Genomic DNA, 3,217 nt, shown 5'->3' with positions numbered 1-3,217 from the left:
CCAAGCGTTCTCTGCAATCCACTCTCCCTCAGGTGCTACCTCCATCTTCCCTTGGGTACTTCCCACATCAAGCGATAAACCTAAATTGTGTTCGCTGTAACCTGCTGGCATGGCACGATTGGAACCCATTTTTTTATAAAGTTTAGTTTGCTCATCAAATCCTCGAAAACCACTCGTAAGTAAAAAACTAGAAACTCCATCTTCTTCCGCATCAAGAACCATATTCGAAAATTTACTTGCTATATCTTCTGATAAATATGTTTCGCTATTAAACAATCTGTATCCTTTTACCAATTCTTTGCGAGCATATAAATTGATGACATCTGATTTTATACTCTCATTGTGAACTGGGTGCTTACTGTTGATCAAAAGTAAATTTCCTTGATAAACCTGTTCTACTGGAATTTCTACCTTTTTCACATTTCCAGAAGAAAACTTACCCTCCACTACACCGTTCTCATTATAGACATTTACTATTACACCTTTTTCACTTTGAAAGAACGGTACTATCTTAAAGGCTGTCACACCTAAACATATTGTAAAAATTAATAAAAAGCCCCACTTATTCATTCTTAACTTCCCCCTTATTGAAGCGATGCCGGCAGCCTTGTCTTAGGTATAAATATTAAAAACTATCGTTCCCTGTTTTGTTGGTAAATGATTAAGACAGCGATAGTTTATAATATTGTTCCATTAAGCCAACCGTTAATAGCAATAAGGTCCATAAGTACATGTAACTCGGTACCTACTAGAGCTGAGATGAAAATAACCTTATGTGAGATGCCTTGCTTATAAGTAAATAAGAACATTATTTTAGGTACTGTCTTAAGACAAAACAATATTATTAATGATAAAAATACTGCACAAATCAAACCTCCTATGAAACTTTCATCTAAATTACCTATAAGAGGTAATGGATTTATAAACGAAGTTATAATATCTGGAAATGCCATACCTGCAAATAAAGTTGCAATATTTAATTTTTTTCTATATGCTAAAGCAGCTGTTGTGGTAACAACTGTATGTCCTATAATACCAGCCATTTAAGATTCTCCTTAATGTATTATTTTATAATTGATAAGCTTTTGAAAAAATGTATTCCATTGGATTTGTTTTCGAAAATTTGTGTGAATTCCTTCTCTGTTTGTACCGATTTGGCATTGTTCATATCAACAATTCCATTATTATTTCCATAGACCTTATTAAGTTCTAATATTCCCATATCTATTTCTTCAACAGGAATCTGATTAAACTTAGAATTGTTTACAATTAAAATGAACTCCTCATATTCAAAATCACGACTATGGCCAAACCAAATATTACCTCCGTAATCTACTGTCATCTCCTTATCAGCAATTTTTATGTCTTTTCGATTTTGATATATTTTATCTGCAAGTAACACCGCATCATTATTTTTTATCTCAGGTAATGAATGGATTGGATCTGATACTGGAATATTAGAATTTTCTCCTTCCCGTAATACTCCTTTTGCTACTATATCTTTCGCTGTTTTTTGATCCATAATTAATACTGAATGACCATTATGTTTTGTTATCTTGACTTTAAATAAATCAATAGATTTAATCTTATTTTTTTGGTCTACTTTTATTTCTTCTATTGTTTGTTTGTCACCTAAGATTAAAATTCCGTTTCTTGGTTCAGTAAATGTAAATGCCAAATATAAACCGAATAATATGACCCCAATAACACACAGATTTTTTATGATATTCATTTTTTTCCTCCATAATTAAATTAGTAATAAATAAATTTGGTCTAATTTCATCACTACTATTCAATTTGTTTTACTTCTCTAATATGGAGTTTAATATTTTTCCTTACTATCTCCTATCGAATTACCTATAACGTATCTAACAAAAATTTTAGATTTCTGAAAGTTTCGTTATAGTAGATAATTACTCAAAAAAAATCCATCCTTACGAAAAGGATGGATTATTATTAATTATCTAAGCTCGATTAAAAAACTACATAATTTCTTTGTAAAGATAACGAAGGTATCGCCATCGAACGATAAAAAAGTACATAATTTGTAGAGATAAAAAGAATATTAGTAAGAAGACAGAATCCATTACAATAGAAAATGAGACGAGCTTCTGTAGAGCAATAAATGCAGTAATGCTATGAAGTAAAGCTATTACAATTGGTAAAAAGAACATGATACAAAGTTGGTGTGATATTACTTTTTTTAGCTCATTTTTTGTTAATCCAATTTTCGCGATACTCATGTATTGATGTTTATCCCTTTCTAAATCAGTATATAGACGTGAGTAAAGGAAACTTGCAGCAAAGGTAAAAAATAAAATTCCAACTAATGCACTTGTAATAATTAACATACCATTTTCCTGTTTTTCAACTAACCATTGAATTACCAAAGCTTTAAAAGCATATTTTCCCTCTTCATAAATAGGAAAAGAACTCTCGAGTTGTTTAGTGACTTCTTCTGATTTCTCCCAATCCTTGACTGTAAACAAATGATAATTCCATAGTGTATCCTCATTCTGACCTATCGGGATTTTTTCAAACATTTTATCAGTAACAACAATCATTCTTTTACCAGCGTCTTTTCCATCCCATCCAAGGTAGGGGACTGTTTTTTTGACACGTAAATGAATATCAGTATCTCTTTGAACTAAGTCGATGGTGTTATTAATATTTTCTTTATTTTTGAATTTTTTTAGCTCAGCAACTGTAGTAGGTACTAAAATCGTTTGATTGTCATTGTTAAGTGTTTCTTTTGGATGTCCAAGTACATTAGCGATACGGTTAAAATCAGTTAAACTAAAAACAAGTAGATTGTTTTGCATTTCTTTAGGAGTAACTGTAACTGTACGATATAAAAATTGAGCATCTGTTAACTTTTTATTAATCTCTTGAAGATGTTTTTCTTCTTGTTTATTTTCCGGAGAAGAACTGTAAGTATAGGAAAATGGATTAGTCATCTCAGATAACCCTGGATTTCCGAGGGACATAAAGGTACCAATTCCTGTAAAGGCAATGGCTGAAATAATTGATACTATAAAAAACAGAATTGCGTTGTCTCTCATACGATATACTAACTCTGATATAGTAAGAAGATTAACTTTTTTTAAATATATATTTTCCTTTCGTTTTAAAAAATTCAATGTGTATACGCTAAATTGGGAAAACAAAAAATAAGTCCCTATTATAACTAGAAAAACACCTATTGGAATCAAAATAA

Annotated in this window: 3 protein-coding genes and 1 pseudogene; all 4 read right to left on the bottom strand. The window is 30.7% G+C overall.

Annotated elements, in window-relative coordinates; translation table 11 throughout:
• Nucleotides 1–570 (bottom strand): D-alanyl-D-alanine carboxypeptidase family protein (locus PVA17_RS24510; protein WP_274069300.1); only part of this gene is annotated, 570 nt, incomplete at its 3' end.
• Between the two features lie 107 nt (nucleotides 571–677).
• Nucleotides 678–1,043 (bottom strand): hypothetical protein, encoded by a 366-nt coding sequence (locus PVA17_RS24505; protein ID WP_274069299.1) that lies wholly within the window; start codon nucleotides 1,041–1,043, stop codon nucleotides 678–680.
• Nucleotides 1,044–1,063: 20 nt separating this feature from the next.
• A complete protein-coding gene (locus PVA17_RS24500) occupies nucleotides 1,064–1,732 on the bottom strand; it encodes a lipoprotein BA_5634 family protein (RefSeq protein ID WP_274069298.1) in 669 nt (222 codons plus the stop codon).
• Between the two features lie 250 nt (nucleotides 1,733–1,982).
• Nucleotides 1,983–3,217 (bottom strand): annotated as a pseudogene (locus PVA17_RS24495) (ABC transporter permease); the annotation flags it as partial.

The organism is Lysinibacillus sp. CNPSo 3705 (assembly GCF_028674935.1).
In the GTDB taxonomy this organism is placed as follows: Bacteria; Bacillota; Bacilli; order Bacillales_A; family Planococcaceae; genus Lysinibacillus.
This window is presented reverse-complemented; position numbering and strand designations above follow the sequence as displayed.

Coding starts and splice junctions, on each gene's coding strand:
- PVA17_RS24505 (WP_274069299.1), bottom strand. CDS start 1,043: ATGGCTGGTATTATAGGACATACAGTTGTTACCACAACAGCTGCTTTA.
- PVA17_RS24500 (WP_274069298.1), bottom strand. CDS start 1,732: ATGAATATCATAAAAAATCTGTGTGTTATTGGGGTCATATTATTCGGT.